This window comes from Gemella sanguinis ATCC 700632 (assembly GCF_000701685.1).
Classification (GTDB): Bacteria; Bacillota; Bacilli; order Staphylococcales; family Gemellaceae; genus Gemella; species Gemella sanguinis.
Genome location: NZ_JNJO01000001.1, coordinates 22931 through 38856 on the forward strand (window position 1 = coordinate 22931; position 15926 = coordinate 38856).

At 28.8% G+C, this 15926-nt stretch carries 16 protein-coding genes; 13 read left to right on the forward strand and 3 right to left on the reverse strand.

The genetic code is table 11. From position 1 onward, the window contains the following. Positions 1-203: 203 nt before the first annotated feature. The 11 genes from T369_RS09485 (at position 204) to T369_RS0100140 (ending at position 9793) form a co-directional block, all read left to right on the forward strand. Positions 204-446 (forward strand): hypothetical protein, encoded by a 243-nt coding sequence (locus T369_RS09485; protein WP_233417867.1) that lies wholly within the window; start codon positions 204-206, stop codon positions 444-446. 116 nt (positions 447-562) lie between these two features. Then, entirely contained in the window at positions 563-793 is a 231-nt protein-coding gene (locus T369_RS09490) for a TipC family immunity protein (RefSeq protein ID WP_233417868.1), read from the forward strand. Between the two features lie 199 nt (positions 794-992). Then, entirely contained in the window at positions 993-1445 is a 453-nt protein-coding gene (locus T369_RS0100100; RefSeq protein WP_031550063.1) for a MarR family winged helix-turn-helix transcriptional regulator, read from the forward strand. A gap of 1 nt (position 1446) precedes the next feature. Further along, positions 1447-3597: an ABC transporter ATP-binding protein gene (locus tag T369_RS0100105; protein WP_031550066.1), complete on the forward strand. Its 2151-nt coding sequence runs from the start codon at positions 1447-1449 to the stop codon at positions 3595-3597. Beyond that, the gene (locus T369_RS0100110) at positions 3590-5380 is read left to right on the forward strand and encodes an ABC transporter ATP-binding protein (RefSeq protein WP_031550069.1); all 1791 of its coding nucleotides are present in this window, start codon (positions 3590-3592) and stop codon (positions 5378-5380) included. The genes T369_RS0100105 and T369_RS0100110 overlap by 8 nt, the downstream gene beginning before the upstream one ends. 197 nt (positions 5381-5577) lie before the next feature. Then, on the forward strand, positions 5578-6126 hold the full coding sequence (locus T369_RS0100115) for a DUF6609 family protein (protein ID WP_031550072.1): 549 nt from the start codon (positions 5578-5580) through the stop codon (positions 6124-6126). 238 nt (positions 6127-6364) lie between these two features. Beyond that, on the forward strand, positions 6365-6775 hold the full coding sequence (locus tag T369_RS0100120) for a MarR family winged helix-turn-helix transcriptional regulator (protein ID WP_031550075.1): 411 nt from the start codon (positions 6365-6367) through the stop codon (positions 6773-6775). Positions 6776-6861: 86 nt separating this feature from the next. Further along, positions 6862-7908, forward strand: coding sequence for an LLM class flavin-dependent oxidoreductase (locus tag T369_RS0100125; protein ID WP_031550077.1), 1047 nt, complete (start codon positions 6862-6864; stop codon positions 7906-7908). A 150-nt stretch (positions 7909-8058) separates the two neighbouring features. Continuing rightward, complete coding sequence (locus tag T369_RS0100130) at positions 8059-8319, forward strand: hypothetical protein (protein ID WP_031550080.1); 261 nt, start codon at positions 8059-8061, stop codon at positions 8317-8319. Positions 8320-8500: 181 nt separating this feature from the next. Continuing rightward, positions 8501-9019, forward strand: coding sequence for an HdeD family acid-resistance protein (locus T369_RS0100135; RefSeq protein WP_031550083.1), 519 nt, complete (start codon positions 8501-8503; stop codon positions 9017-9019). A gap of 93 nt (positions 9020-9112) precedes the next feature. Next, positions 9113-9793 carry a YjjG family noncanonical pyrimidine nucleotidase gene (locus tag T369_RS0100140; RefSeq protein ID WP_031550087.1) on the forward strand — a complete coding sequence of 227 codons (681 nt, stop codon included), beginning with the start codon at positions 9113-9115 and terminating at the stop codon, positions 9791-9793. 44 nt (positions 9794-9837) lie between these two features. Here the strand turns inward: T369_RS0100140 and T369_RS0100145 are convergent, their stop codons facing one another. Then, on the reverse strand, positions 9838-10737 hold the full coding sequence (locus tag T369_RS0100145; protein WP_035496228.1) for a cation diffusion facilitator family transporter: 900 nt from the start codon (positions 10735-10737) through the stop codon (positions 9838-9840). 194 nt (positions 10738-10931) lie between these two features. Here T369_RS0100145 and T369_RS0100150 point away from each other — a divergent pair, with 194 nt between their 5' ends. Then, positions 10932-11579 (forward strand): GDSL-type esterase/lipase family protein, encoded by a 648-nt coding sequence (locus T369_RS0100150; protein WP_006364424.1) that lies wholly within the window; start codon positions 10932-10934, stop codon positions 11577-11579. Positions 11580-11606: 27 nt separating this feature from the next. Here T369_RS0100150 and T369_RS0100155 read toward each other — a convergent pair whose 3' ends face one another. Continuing rightward, on the reverse strand, positions 11607-12497 hold the full coding sequence (locus T369_RS0100155; RefSeq protein WP_051618942.1) for a hypothetical protein: 891 nt from the start codon (positions 12495-12497) through the stop codon (positions 11607-11609). A gap of 131 nt (positions 12498-12628) precedes the next feature. Continuing rightward, positions 12629-13951: an APC family permease gene (locus tag T369_RS0100160; protein WP_031550097.1), complete on the reverse strand. Its 1323-nt coding sequence runs from the start codon at positions 13949-13951 to the stop codon at positions 12629-12631. Positions 13952-14356: 405 nt separating this feature from the next. On the opposite strand from T369_RS0100160, the gene lysS reads away from it, so the two are divergent. Continuing rightward, complete coding sequence (lysS, locus tag T369_RS0100165) at positions 14357-15859, forward strand: lysine--tRNA ligase (RefSeq protein WP_006364421.1); 1503 nt, start codon at positions 14357-14359, stop codon at positions 15857-15859. Positions 15860-15926 lie beyond the last annotated feature (67 nt).

Genomic DNA, 15926 nt, shown 5'->3' on the forward strand with positions numbered 1-15926 from the left:
CTTCCTTAATAATTGAAATTATAATTAAAAAATCGGTACAATTATTAAGAATATAATATAATATAATTTAATTTTGATAAAAATTATAATCTATAGGATAATATACAAAAAGCAATATATAAAAGAAACTAATTTTCATTAGTTAAAGTTGAAGAAGATTTGAAAATTAAGTATCAAAAACTAGAGAAATAGTAGGTGATAGTATGAAAAAGCTAAACACATATTGTGTAACTTTAATAGTAATAGTGACTAAAGTAGCTGGTTATTATACTTATCATAAAGTAATTATAAAAAATGTTTTTGAGGAGATGTATAATTCGTATTTTAACGTATTATCACTTAGAGCTATAGATAATATGGGACAGTTAAAACCTATACACAGAGATGATCAAGGCTTCGATGTAAAAAATTTTACTATAAAGAACAAGTTAATGGAAGTAATATAGAATTTTCTTTAATAAACTTTGATGATGAAAAGAAAATATTTATAATTAGCTAATCATTAATCACCGAAGGGGTATATTTAGAAATAAACTACCTATATGATATGGATAATCATGAATTGCGGAATACTGTGACTTTCCGTGGTGAAAATGTTCCTACAGTAGAAGATGATCAAAAACAAACAAGAGAGTTACTAGAAAAATATAATATCTCAAAAGAATATTTACAAGAAAAATCAGATAAACTATTAGATATTGTATTGACAGATTGGAAGAACTATTGTAGCAGCTCATATTCAAAAGATAATATGGGAAGACTAACGATTGAGAAAGATGAATTTTTAAGTTAATATATAGCAAGAATAAAAGATAAGGGTGGTAATTTATTTACTACCTCTATTTTTTAAAAAGAAAAGAAAGAATATAGATAATATTTATTAAAAAAATATAAAAATATTATTGACATTCACTAATATTTGGAATATAATAGTTCACATGGTTAACTAAAAAGTTAATGTTGTGAACTATTTTTTTGTTGGAGGTGAGAAAATGAATGCTGAAGGTATAACGTATTTAGATGCGATTGATAAGTTAGAAGAACTTAGATTAATAATGAAGAGGGTACATAAAAAAAGTGATGTTCCTTATAGAAAACCAGGATTTCAGGCTATGATGCTGATTTCAGAAAAAAATAAAGTAACTATGCAAGAACTAGGCGAAGAATTATGTGTAACCAAACCTAGAGTCACTGCTTTAGTTACAGAGTTAGTAAATAATGATTTTATTAAACAAACTGTAGATAAGAAAGATAAGCGTAAAAAGTTTCTAACATTAGCTCCAAAAGGTGTTGACTATATAGAAGAACATCGTAGAAGACATGAGGAATGGGTAGAAAGTCTATGGAGTAAGCTTGATAATAAGGAAAAAGAAGCATTTAATATAACTCTAACTAAGATGAGTCAAATATTAAAAGAAGAAGTAGAGGAAAAGGAGGAAGAATAGAGTGAAATTACTAAAATATTTAAAAGGCTTTAAAATTGCAATACTAAGTCTAGTAGTAATTTTAGGTGTACGTGTTGTTGCAGAATTAGCACTACCAACTTATACCAGTAATATAGTAGATACAGGTATTCAACAAAGTGGTATTGAAGATGCTGTACCTAGTAAAATTAGTGAAAAATCACTAAATACTCTGGAGCTGTTTATGTCAGACGATGAAATAAAACAAGTTACAGAAAATTATACAAAAGATGGGGATACTTATATCTTAAAAAATGTTTCTGATGAAACTCGTATTAAATTAAATGACATCTTTAAAGAAACAACGACTGTTGTTCTTGGAGCAAAATCTAATAATACTGATTTAGATCAAGTTGCTCAAGGTGTACAGGCTGGTGTTGTTTCAAAAGATACATTAACAGAGCAAAGAAAAAAAGCTGTTAGTGATTTAGGAAATTCAGCTGATATGATGACCAAACAGGGTGGAATAAGGTTTGTAAAAGAAGAATATAAACAGATTGGAATTAATACTAATGAGATTCGAAGTAATTATCTAAAAGAAGTAGGATTCATGATGATAATCGTTACATTAATTTCAGGTATTGCCAGTATTATTTCAAACTTTATTGCGAGTCGTGTATCAGCAAAAGTTGCATACAATTTACGTGAAAAACTTTATAATAAAGTACTATCATTTTCTAAGGAAGACGTTGATAAATTTTCAACAGCTTCATTAATAACTCGTAGTACAAATGATATTCAACAGATTCAAAATGCCTTAAATATGTTTTTATTTATCGCATTCTTCGCGCCAATGATGGCAATGTGGGGTATTTATAAAGTTACTCAAACAGATACAGGAATGACGTGGATAATAGCGCTAGGTGTTGGTATTTTAGCACTGGTTCTTGCCGTTATTACATTCTTAGTAATGCCTAAGTTTAAAATAATGCAAAAATTAATTGACAAAGTTAACTTAGTGACACGTGAATTACTTACAGGTATTTCAGTTATTCGAGTATTTGGTCGTGAAAAACATGAAGAAAAAAGATTCGATAAAGAAAATGTAATATTAAGAGATAATCAACTGTTTGTTAATAGAACAATGTCTGCCCTAATGCCAATGATTATGCTTATAATGAATGGTATATCATTATTAATTATTTGGATTGGTGGAAAAAATATTGATGCTGGTAGCATTCAAGTAGGGGATATGATGGCGTTTATTACTTACACTATGCAAATAGTTATGTCATTCTTATTCTTTACATTCTTAATGATGCAACTTCCACGTGCAGAGGTTGCTGCAGGGCGTATTAACGAAGTATTAGAAGCGCCTGTTACGGTTGTAGATGGAAATGATTTACAAGATGACAAAATAAAAGATGTTAAAGGAACATTAAAATTTGAAAATGTTAGCTTTACATTTGATGGAGCTGATAGCCCAGTATTAAGTAATATTAGTTTTGAAGCTGAAGCCGGAAAAACTACTGCAATTATCGGAAGTACAGGTAGTGGTAAATCAACATTACTTCATTTAATTCCAAGATACTTTGATGCAACTGAGGGTCAAATTACAATAGATGGAACTAATATTAAAGATATTAGCTTAAGTAAATTAAGAGATATGCTAGGTTTCGTACCACAAAAAGGTGTGTTATTTAGTGGAACTATCGCATCAAATATTAAATTTGGTGATGAAAATATAAGTGATGAAGATATGTATAAAGCTGCAGAAATAGCTCAAGCTTTAGAGTTTATTGAAGGAAAAGAAGATAAGTTTGATAGTGAGATATCACAAGGTGGGTCTAATGTATCTGGTGGACAAAAACAACGTCTATCAATAGCAAGAGCTTTAGCTAAAAATCCTAAAATTCTTCTTTTTGATGATAGTTTCTCAGCACTTGATTATAAAACAGACGTTAAATTAAGAAAAACATTAAGAGAAAAAATGCAAGATACTACAACTATTATTGTAGCACAACGTATTGCAACTATTCTTAATGCAGATAAGATTATAGTAATGAATGAAGGAGAAGTAGTAGGTATTGGTAAGCACCAAGAATTACTAAAAACTTGTCCAACATATTTAGAAATTGCAGAAAGTCAATTAAGTGAAGAAGAATTGGCAAAAGGAGGTAAGCACAATGAGTAGACAAAAAGCGATAAAAAAATCAGATAATTTTGGAAAAACTCTTAGAAGAATAATTAAACTATTATTTAAAAAATACACAGTTTCAACAATTCTTGTTGTAGTGTTTGCCTTAGTAAGTACAATTTTTGGTATTGTTGGTCCTAAAATAATGGGACGTGCTACAACTGAACTATTTGAAGGTTTAGTAGCAAAAATTAATAATACTGGAAGTATAAACTTCGAAAAAATTGCAGGAATTCTATTAACTGTATTGGGTCTATATTTATTATCAGCCTTGTTTATGTTTATCGAAGGTTGGTTAATGAGTAATATTTCTCAAAACTTAACATATGATATAAGAAAAGATATTAGTAAGAAGATAAATACTTTACCAATGGGATATTTTGAACAACGTACAGTTGGTGAAACTTTATCAAGAGTAACTAACGATGTAGATACTCTAGGTCAATCACTAAACCAAAGTTTTACTCAAATAATAGCTAATACTACTATGGTATTAGGTGTACTAGTAATGATGTTTACTATTAGTCCTCTAATGACATTAATAGCTATAGTAATCTTGCCGGTATCAGGTGTACTATTAGGATTATTAACAAAAGCTAGTCAAAAATATTTTTCTGGTCAACAAAAATCTTTATCTGATGTTAATGGTCAAGTTGAGGAAAGTTATGCGGGTCAAAATATTATTGCTGCTTTCAATCATAAAGATAAAAGTATTAAAGAATTTAACGCTAAAAATGGTGAATTATATGCAACATCTTGGAAAGCAAACTTTTTCTCTGGATTAATGTTCCCTGTAATAAACTTTGTAGGTAACTTAGGTTATGTTGGTATAGTATTTTCAGGTGGATTATTGGTTGCTAAAGGAACTATTGGAGTAGGGGATATCCAAGCATTTATCCAATACATCCGTAACTTTACTCAACCTATTGGTCAAATAGCTCAATCTATGACTGAAATTCAAAAAATGGCAGCTGCAGGAGAAAGAGTATTTGAATTCTTAGACGCAAAAGATGAAGAAGTAGTAGGAACTACTGAAGTTATTGAAAATAAAGAAGGTAATGTAATATTTGATCATGTAAGATTTGGATATGTAGAAGACCAAATTATTATCAAAAACTTTACTAGTGATGTTAAAAAAGGTGAGATGGTTGCTATTGTTGGACCAACTGGTGCAGGTAAAACTACAATGGTAAAACTACTTATGAGATTCTACGAGCTTAATGGTGGTAGTATTTCAATAGATGGTAAAGATATTTCTAAATTAAGTAAAGAAGAATTACGTTCATACTTTACAATGGTTCTTCAAGATACTTGGTTATTTAAAGGAACTATAATGGAAAATCTAAGATACGGTAGATTAGATGCAACAGACGAAGAGGTAATCGAAGCTGCTAAAGCTGCACATATTCATCATTTTATTAAAACATTACCTGGTGGTTATGATATGGAGCTTAATGAAGATGCTTCAAACATTTCTCAGGGTCAAAAACAATTGTTAACAATTGCTCGTGCTATTTTAGCAGATAAACCAATTTTAATCTTGGATGAAGCAACTTCAAGTGTTGATACACGTACAGAGGTACTAATCCAAAAAGCTATGAATAAGCTAATGGAAGGTCGTACAACATTCGTAATAGCGCACCGTTTATCAACAATTAGAAATGCAGATAAAATTCTTGTTCTAAAAGATGGAGATATTATTGAACAAGGTAACCATGATGAATTACTAGAACAAAAAGGTTTCTATTCAGAACTTTATCAAAGCCAATTTGCAGAATAATTAAGAGAACTATGGATATAAATTTATCCATAGTTTTTTTTATTTTAATGTGATAAGTGAGTTGGTAAGCGAAGTCTTTGAAAAAATTAACCTAGTATTTAGAAAAACGTCGGAAGAAATACAAAACTTATTTTAAATAGTAACAATTTAGTGGTATAATAAGAGAATAATTTTATTATAGATTGTTGGAGGTATTTATGGCTTTTTTAAATTATAATAAAGATGAAAAGTTAGAATTTAATTATAAGAGAGCATGTGGGCTATGGCTAATTGTAGTAGCATTGGTTATCTCAGTAGCTACCTTAATAGGAGGAAAACAAATAATAAATATGCAAGTGTTTAGTATTGGATATGTTATTAGTTTTTTCTCAATCAATATGAATAAAAAAGTATTGAATAGATTATCGAGTGGTTCTTCAAATGAATTTCAAAATAAAGTAGCCTCATATGCTATTATCTTATTATTTATTTTAATGTTTTTACTAGGTGGACCTTTTTTTGCAACTGAAAATTGGAGATTAATTTGGTTAGGGGCATTAATGGCAACTGCACTCCACTTCTTTCCATATTATTTTGTACATGGAAAATCAATGATATATTTAGGTATTATCTGTGCCATTAATATTTTTGCAGGATATTTTTTTACTAATATTCCATTAGAGGTAATAGCGTACATTGACTCATTGATTAAACTAGTATTTGGAATATATTTACTATTTTTTTCAAAACCATCGAAACAAAAATAATATACATTGTATAGTGAACTGCTTCATGATTACTAGGGAGATATGAAGGATTAACAAAATAATAGAGGTATTGTTTTTGGTTTCTATTCAGAATTGTATCAAAGCCAATTTGCAGAATAATTAAAGAGAACTATGAATATAAAATTTATCCATAGTTTTTTTCTTTGACAGAATATCTCGAATTCGATATAATAATTTCTAGAAACTGAGATATTTGATTAATGGTAGGAGTGTTATTATGAGTAATGAACTAAAAGCTGTAATAGGAATAATGAGAACAAGTAATATACTTGTAGACGATTTAAAAAGAACTTTAAAACAATATCCAATTAATTCAACAGAGTTTTCAGTGTTAGAATTTCTTTATAGTAAAGGGGAAAAGAATATTCAAGAAATTAGGGATAGAATCCTACTTGCTAGTGGAAGTGCAACTTACGTTGTAGATAACCTTGAAAAAAAAGGTTATGTAGTACGAAAAGTATGTGATAGTGATAAGAGAGTTACATTAATTAAGTTAACAAAAAAAGGAGAGGACTTAATGACTGAAATCTTTCCAATTCATAAAGAAAATACAAAAGAAATATTCTCAGAACTTACGGATGAAGAAATCAAGACTCTAAAGAACATATTATTAAAAATAAAAAGGTAAATCAATAAGAGAGATAAAACTCTCTTTAAAAATCATAATATATCTCAAATTCGAGATTAAATTAAAATTATTTAGGAGGAAAAATAATGATAGAATTAGGTATTAGTACATTTGGAGAAACAACAGAAATTGAAGGAACTGGAGTAGCTCCAAAACACGATCAACGTATACGCGATATGATAGAAGAAATGAAACTAGCTGATGAAGTAGGGCTAGATATGTATGCTATTGGAGAACATCATAGAGAAGACTTTGCAGTTTCAGCACCAGAGATATTACTTGCTGCAGGTGCATCCATAACTAAAAATATAAAATTAAGTTCAGCAGTAACAGTACTATCATCTTCAGATCCAGTTAGAGTATATCAACAATATGCAACAATCGATGCAATATCAAATGGTCGAAGTGAAATAATGGTTGGGCGAGGTTCATTTACTGAGTCATTTCCTTTATTTGGTTATGATTTAGCTGATTATGAAGAGTTATTTGATGAAAAATTAGAAATGCTTGATAAAATTAAAAATAATGAGAAGTTAACTTGGGAAGGAAAACATACTCAATCTGTATTAGATAAAGGAGTATATCCTCGAGCTATTCAAGAGGATTTTCCAATTTGGGTTGCCACTGGCGGTAATGTGGAGTCTACAGTAAAAATTGCTCAAAAAGGTTTTCCAATAGCTTATGCCATTATAGGTGGTGAGTATAGAAGATTTAAAGGGTTAATAGATTACTATAAAGCCGTTGGACGAAATGCAGGTTATAGTGAAGATAAACTAAAAGTTGCTTCACACTCTTGGGGATTCATCGCTGATTCTGATGAAGAAGCTATAAATAAATATTTCCATCCAACAAAACAAGTAGTAGATGCAATATCAAAAGATAGACCGTTTTGGAGACCACTTACATTTGAACAATATTTAAATAGTGTAGGTCCAGAAGGGAGTATGTTAGTAGGTAGTCCTGAAACTGTAGCAAATAAACTTATCGATATGATAGAAACATTGAACTTAGATAGATTCTTATTACATCTTCCGTTAGGCTCAATGCCACACGAAGATATTATGAAAGCTATAAAACTATTTGGTGAAGAAGTAGCACCAAGAGTAAGAGCACATTTTAATAGATGTAAATAATTTTTATTGATAATAATACGAATAGAATCAAGAGTTTTTTTGTAAGAGAAAATAACATAATTACTTTACTAATAAAATACATATAAAGTATAATTAACTTAAAGGGATATATCTTAAATATAAGTTTTAATATTATGGAGGTAAGATGTTATGATGTTTTTAAATATAGTAGCTGATATAGATAGTATATCAGGTATTGTAGTAGCTTCTATAATGGTAGGTGTTTCATATTATTTACTTAGTAAGAAAAGTATTTTCAGCAGTTTTAGTAAAGTAGGATTAATTATTCACTATTTGATAATTATACTATTGTGCATATTATTTCCAGAATTAATTAAGATAGTTCTTATCTTTCTAATCGTTGATGTTATACTTTTTATAAAAGAAAAAAATAATAAAAGAGATAGATAAGTATAAATTATTTTCTATGGTATAATAAATAATTTAACTAAGGAGAAACTACAAAATTGAAGGTGTCGAAAAAGCTTTAAAAGTAAGAGCACATTTTAATAAAAGTTTAAATAAAATATGAAAATCCTCTGGAACTATGCTATAATAAATAACATATTATTTTAGATGAGGAGATGATATAATGAATAATACTAAATATTTTTCATTAATCGTAGGGATTATTTTCTTAGTCCTTGGAATATATATACTCGCAAATCCTGTAGGAAATATGATTACTTTGAGTGTATTATTTTCTATTGTTATGCTATTAGCTGGTATTTCGGAAATAGTTGGATATTTTAACTCAAATAGAAGAGAACTTTGGTACTTACTAAATGGTGTGATTACTGTAATTTTGGCAATTTGGTTATTAAGTGCTGATGATGTAAGTAAGGCTACTTTAATTCCAAATTTATTAGCTCTATGGATCTTTTGTTCTGGTATAGCAAGATTAATTGATGGACTTGCTTTGAAGAAAACATTACAAAGAGAAACTAATTTAACGAAGAGATTAGTAACATTTGGAACTACTGGAATAGTATTAGGAATAATCTTATGGATTGTTCCTGGAATAGTTGCAACTTTACTAACAATACTAATAGCAGCTATTTTCATTTTCCAAGGAATACTGTTTATCAGTACATATATGGTTATAAAATAAATTTAATTAATAAGTATGAAATATTTATAAATGTATTTCATGCTTATTTTTTTTATGGTAGAATAAGGTGTATAGTAATTAAGGAGAAAAATAATGATTTTAGAAAAGTATAAGTATATATTATTTGATTTAGACGATACATTATTAGATTTTGAAAAAGCAGAACATATAGCATTTAATAAACTTTTAGAAGATTGTGATATTCAATTTAATGAAGAGCTATTTAATAAGTATAAAGAAATTAATAAAGGTTTATGGAGAAGGTTTGAACTAGGTGAAATGTCTAATAAAGAAGTTACAAAGCTACGATTTGAAGAATTTTTTAATCTTTTAGGAAAAAAAGTTGATGGAAGAGAGTATGACGTTAGTTTTCGTAGTTATTTAGCAATGGGAAATCAATTATTTGATGGAGTTATAGAATTATTGGAAAAACTATCTGAAACACATATTCTTTGTATAGCTTCAAATGGTGTAGGAGTGACACAACACACTCGTCTAAAAAATAATGATTTGAATAAGTACTTTAAACATATTTTTATTTCAGAAGAAGTAGGATATCAAAAACCAGATGTTGAATTCTTTAATGCAATATTTGAAAAGTTAGGGAATATAGATAAAAAAGAAATAATAATTGTTGGTGATAACTTAATGTCTGATATACTAGGGGGAATAAATAGTGGAATAGATACTTGCTGGATAAATCCTAAAGGGCTACCTATTGATAATAATATTAAGCCTACATACGTTGTGAAAAAAGTAACAGACTTAGTTTAATAAAAAGAGACTTCTTAAAATATATTAAGAAGTCTCTATATTTTTTAATGATTATTGTATTTAATATTTTCTAATGCGACAAAACAATGTTCAATATCATATTTTTCTTTTAGTAGTGTTTTCACATTTTCTACTATCGTATAATCTTTTGTAACGTGATACTCATCTAATAGTATGTGCATTGCTGCATTTGTTTCATTAGTATCTGTGTGCCAAACATGAAATTCATGTATATTTTTAATTCCTTCAATCGCTTCTATTTCTTTATAGATTTCTTCAGTATTAAGTGTTGTAGCTTCCATTAAGATAATGAATGAAGACTTAGTTATTTTATAACCACCTCTAAATAGGATAATACTTATAAAAATACTCATAATAACATCTACTATTTGATAATTTGTAAAATATATTATAGTTGATGATATTATAATACCGATTGAACTAATTAAATCTCCTAGAAAATGCCATAAAGCACTTTGTATATTTAGATTATCTTCTTCTTTTAAGCTTTTAGTTAAAATAATAGTAATAATAATATTGAAAATAAGTCCTATGGTTGCTATTAAAAACATTGATTTGAAATCTATATCTCTGGGGTTTAAAAATCTCATAATTCCTTCGAATATTAAGTAAATTGAAATACTTAATAACATTAACCCGTTAATAAAAGCAGCAATGATTTCTAGTCTAACATAGCCAAATGTATATTTTTGATTAGGTTTTTTTGAACTAAAAATAAGAGCTATCAAACTAAATCCAAGAGCAATTACATCAGAAAACATATGGAATGAATCTCCTAATAGTGCTAATGAATTGGAAAGTATACCTCCAATATACTCTATTAAGGCAAAACTTAATGTTAAAAATAGAGTGATATAAAGTATTTTTTTTGAATAAGCTTGAATTTTATAGTGTTGTTTATGATGAAAATCTGCTTTAATCAATTTTATTAAATACCTCCTTTATATTGACTTACTAATTATATGTTACAGAAAATATATTTACAAAACATATGCACTGATAGTAATTCTTATTATTTTTATTAGGTTTTTACTATAGGCTTATTATTGATTTTTAACTAGCTATTTGATAAAATTAATATAAAAATATATAAGAAAACTTAAAGGTGGAGATAATAATGAGAATTTTGTGTATAGGAGATAGCAATACATGGGGGGCAACTCCAGGTGAAGACAGTTTAAGATTGGAGAGACGTTGGACAAAAGTTCTTCAAGAATTACGTCCAAATGATGAAATAATCGAAGAAGGGTTGAGCGGAAGAACAATTACTGCAAAAGATACTATTGTACCTGTTCGTTGTGGAGTAGATACACTTCCACTATTAATGTTAAGTCATGTTCCAGTGGATTTAGTAATAATTATGCTAGGAACAAATGATTTGAAAAAACAATTTAATCCAAGTGCAAAACATTTGGCAAGAGGAATTGAAGAGTTTATAAAATATATTAGAAACCCTCACTTAGTAGAGAACTATAAAACTCCTAAAATTCTTGTAGTATCACCAGTTCACCTTCGTGATGAAATTTTAGAAAGACAGAATTCATTTGGTGAATATGATGAAAACAGCTTAAGACAATCTAGATTCTTAGCTCAAACTTATAAAGAAGTAACAGATAAATATGGAGTTGATTTCTTAAATGCTTCTAGAGTAGCAGAAACTTCAGTGGTCGATTGCATCCATATAGATGAAAAAAATCATGAATTACTGGGACGTTATATTTCTAGTAAAATTTCAGAAATTCTAGATTATCAAGAAGCAAGATAATAAAAAAAATAGAAGGCTAGTTTTAAACTAGTCTTCTATTTTGTATATATCATATTTTCTACGTCCAACAACTAATGAAATAATTGCAATGATTACATATAGTATTAAATGACTATATCCAAGTGAAAAGTTCACTAGATATATACCAAATATAATACAATAAGAACCTAAAATAAAATCATTACCTGATTGTTTATTGATTCCTATATCAACAGTAAGAATTTTTTTGTTGAAGATGTAAAGTAAAGCTATCACCATTATATCTAAAAGTAATGTTTTAATTGCGAAACCAAAGTATAAAAAGTTTCCAATAATAATAGCTATTACAGATATAATAATCATTACATGAGTGTTAGCAACTAAATGTGAGAAGTTGATATCTTTCACATGTAAACTTCTAGAAATAAAGCTTGGTAGTAATTGACTTACAATAAGAGCTAGGAAAATAAACCAAAAAGCCCATTTTGTAAATACAAAACCTAATGCCAACGCAGCTGCTCTACCTAGAAGAATATAACAGAAAGGCTCTGTTAATTTTTTAATCATAAGATCTTCATTTTTTGTAGCAAAGTATTCAACAATATGTTGAATAGCTAATAGTACCGCTAAAATTGTTAAAAGTCCTAATAAGAACTTTAATTTAAGTGGTCTATATACAAAAAAGCCAGCTAGTGGAATTATTTGTAACCAAACAAATATAAGATTGACTAAACTATCTCGACCGTATCTATTTATATGCATTAATTGTATATTCCAACTATTGAATAAAATCATAAAGACTAAAGCAGTGTGAATGAAATTTACAAAAGAAAATTTACTGCTGAAATAAAAGAACATTGTCTTACAAATAACCATTGCAAATATACAGCTATAAATAACGATGGAAATATTTAATCTATTATTTTTTAAATTAACCATAAATTATCTCCTATCTTTTAACTATAAATACATATTATCATAAATTAAAAATAAAATAAATAAATATGTATATGTAAATAGATAAAATATGAGATGCATATAAATGCATCTCTATATTTAATTATATTTTGTTATTTTTTAAACTTTTTGTGTGTTTCTGTGTAGAAAAGTAATCCTACTAATGTAAGTGCTACACCACTTATTGCTAATACAAATTGAGTAATAATAGCAGCGAATACTATATAAGCACCACCAATAATAGCGATTAATGGAACTACTGGATATAAAGGTACTTTATATGGTCTTTGTAAGTTTGGCTCTTTCTTTCTAAGAACAAATACTGCAAAGAATGTTAAGATGAAGAAGATCCAGATAGTGAATAATAAGAAGTCAGTTAATGTATCGAATTCTCCAGTAAACATCATTGCGATTGAAAGAACTAATGTAGCAATAGCAGATACGTAAGGTACGTGGAAGCTATTTAATTTCATCCAAGCATTTTTAAATGGTATTTGATCTTTTGCTGCCATTGCATAAGGAACACGCATAGCAGTCATTGTAAATCCGTTCATTGTACCATAAACACTTATCATGATACCTATAGTAACAATTTTTCCACCATTAGGTCCAAATAATTTTCTAGCAACATCATTTGGAACATTTCCGTTACCAGCTATTTGTTCCATAGGCATTGTCATAAGGTAAGCTACGTTTATTAGTAAGTAAACAGCTGTGATGAATAAAAGACCGTATAAGATTGCTCTAGGTAAATCACGTTTAGGATTTTTCATTTCTCCAGCAATTGTACCAACATTAATCCATCCATCGTAACCATACATTGCAGCTAACATAGCAGTACCTAAGGCCGCTAAAGCAGAGCCACTAGCAGTAGAAGTACTTCCAGATGAAGGGAATAGTTCAATTGTAGTCGGATTTGGTTGAATTAACCCGAATAGAATAATTGCTATAATAGGTATTAATTTACAAATTGTAGCAAATGTTTGAATACGACCACTTGCCTTACTACCAAGTAAGTTTAAACCAGTTACTGTTGCTGCACCACAAGCACCAACTAAAATAGAATATTTTTTATCTATTTGGAAAAGGTTAGTGAATTGTGTTGCGAAGATTGCAGCAGCAGCGGCAATACTAGCTGGATAATAAATAACAGCTTGTGCCCATCCAAGTAAGAATGAGGCTGTTTTTCCATATGCTCTTTCTACCCAAACTATCATACCACCAGTTTCTGGGATTGCAGCTGCTAATTCAGCAGTCGTCAAACCTGCGCAAATACTAATAACACCTGCTAATACCCATGCTAATAGACCTAGGCTTACATTACCAGTTGTTTTATAAATTACTGCAGCTTTAAAAAATACACCCGAACCAATTACTACCCCTACTACAGTAGAGAAGGCTCCAAAAAAGCCGATTTCTTTTTTTAAACCATGCATAATAATAACTCCTTTAATATAATAATGCGTATATAAAAACTTTTTTGAGAATATAATAGTGTAAAGTATATTACCCTTTACACTAATGCATTCTACTTTGAAAATGTTTTCTTGCATTCTTATTATATATTATTTTAATTGAATTAACAATAGTTTTCAGTAAAAAAATGTTAAATTTTCTAACGTAAATTTGACAAAAAAATATTAAAAATTCAAATGTAATTATTTTCTAATTTTATAGAATCATAAAAATAGTATAAATCTACTGGAGATATACTATTTTCAAATTTAAGCTAAAAGAAAAAATTTTTAAAAAACTAAATAAAGATTTAACAAAAAACTGATAAATATGATATAATATTGTGTATGTGAAAAATACTAGATAAAACTAGAGAGGAAAACAACATGACAGAAGAAATTAAAGTTAATGATGTACAAGAACTTAACGATCAGATGCTTGTTCGTCGTGAAAAAATGGAATCTATGCGTGAGCATGGACTAGATCCATTTGGTACAAAATTTGAAAGAACACATCTTTCTAATGAATTAGTAGAAGAATTCGATAAATTTAGTAAAGAAGAATTAGAAGAAAAATCTGTAACTGTTACAATTGCAGGACGTATAATGACAAAACGTGGAAAGGGAAAAGCAGGTTTTGCTCATGTTCAAGATTTAGGTGGACAAATTCAAATTTATGTTCGTCAAGATAGAGTAGGAGATTCATATGAATATTTCAAAACTCTTGACTTAGGAGATATAGTAGGTGTTACTGGAGTTCTATTTAAAACAAATGTAGGAGAATTATCAGTAAAAGCAGATAAATTTGAAATTTTAACAAAAGCATTAAGACCACTTCCAGATAAGTTCCATGGTCTTAAAGATGTAGAAGAAAGATACAGAAGAAGATATGTTGATTTAATAATGAATGAAGATAGTAAAGAAACATTTATCCTTCGTTCAAAAATTATTCAAATAATGCGTAGTTACCTAAATGAGCGTGGATATTTAGAAGTGGAAACTCCAATGATGCATACTATTGCAGGTGGTGCTGCTGCTCGTCCATTTGTAACTCACCATAATGCGTTAGATATGGAATTATTTATGCGTATCGCTCTTGAATTACCATTAAAACGTCTAATAGTTGGTGGTTTAGAAAAAGTTTATGAAATTGGTCGTGCTTTCCGAAACGAAGGTGTATCAACACGACACAATCCGGAATTCACAATGATTGAGCTATATGAAGCATATGCTGATTATAATGATATTATGGACTTAACAGAATCTATGATTGCTTATATTTGTAATGAGATTCATGGAACAACAAAAATCATGTACGGTGAAGATGAAATTGATTTAACACCAAAATGGGCTCGTATCCATATGGTAGATGCAATTAAAGATGTAACTGGTGTTGATTTTTGGCAAGAAATGACAGATGAACAAGCTCATGCTTTAGCGAAAGAACACAATGTTCCTGTAAGAAAAGATATGAAAGTTGGTCATATTATTAATGAATTCTTCGAAGTGTTTGTAGAAGAAACATTAGTACAACCAACATTTATATATGGTCATCCAGTAGAAGTATCTCCATTAGCTAAAACTAATGCTGAAGATAAGAGATTTACTGATCGCTTTGAATTATTTATCGTAAGACGTGAACATGCTAATGCATTCAGTGAGTTAAATGACCCAATCGATCAAAAAGAACGTTTCTTAGCTCAAATGGATGAGAAAGATGCAGGAAATGAAGAAGTTTACGAAATGGATGAAGATTTCGTAGAAGCTCTTGAATATGGTATGCCACCTACAGGTGGATTAGGAATAGGAATTGATAGATTAGTAATGTTACTTACTAATTCAGCTTCAATTCGTGACGTTCTACTATTCCCATACATGAAGCATAAATAAAATATTAGAAAAAACTCCCTAATTATTAGGAAGCTTTGATAATTTAATTAAAAGGGAGAAGTTTCTC